1 pseudogene is annotated in these 911 nt (G+C 46.4%); it reads right to left on the bottom strand.

The annotated features are described in order from the left end of the window. Nucleotides 1-911, bottom strand: a pseudogene (locus tag A3739_RS29415) (ABC transporter); the annotation flags it as partial.

Below are 911 nucleotides of genomic sequence, written 5' to 3' on the forward strand. Positions count from 1 at the left end.
GCTGCTTGCGAATTTTTAACTTCTCTTCTTGGAAGCGAAGTAAAGCTTTATTCTGCTCTTCTGTCAGAGACACCACGTCACCGCCATCACGCATTTGCTCAAGCTCAAACATTTGCTCTTCCGTGGCAATTAATTGCGCCTCTAAGGCTTCTTGTTGCGCCAAGAATCGCTCTTCAGCATCTCGTTGCAAGGCCTCAACGCGCTCAAACGGACGGCTATATCGACCTTGACCCCGAATAGAAATCAGCTCTGACTGGCCCGACAAGTTCTCGACTGAATTCAACAGCAAGCTACCATTGTCAGCCCAAGGGCTAATAATTTGTTGTCCAAAGAAATTCTGCACTTGCACCCATAAGCGATCACTGAGCACATCACTATCTGCGACAATCATGATATTGATATTTTCAGAACTCAGTACAGATGGCTCTAACTTAAGGTCTACGCTACCCTCTCCATCGGCCAACTCTTCAGAAACAGTAATCCCATCAGGAAATGCAGATTCTGCAGAACCACCTACTCTTGCCGCAATGGTATAGCGCTGTTCAGTCGGAACAAAGTCATTCATCAAGGTCGAAGGATCATTCAAGGTCGTCAACACATTCACATCTGCCAAAGCACTTTGTGCAGAACTTTGAATAACAGGAGTAAACACCGTACTCGCACCTTCCGCCGCACTCATCGCACCGACTGAAGAAAGATTAATGCTTTCCAGCCCAAACAAAACAACATCATCTTGCGATAGTGCATTAGGACCAAGGCTCAAAAGCCCTAAATGTCGAGCTGGCTGGCCACCTTGCCCTAGCGACACGACCATTGAGTTTTCGAAATCAGTGATAAATTGTGATTCATCAAATGCAACGCCCCATGACTCGAACAAGGCTGAAATATTGGAGCTCTGAACAGTGGCCATT

This window comes from Oleiphilus sp. HI0067, from assembly GCF_001635735.1.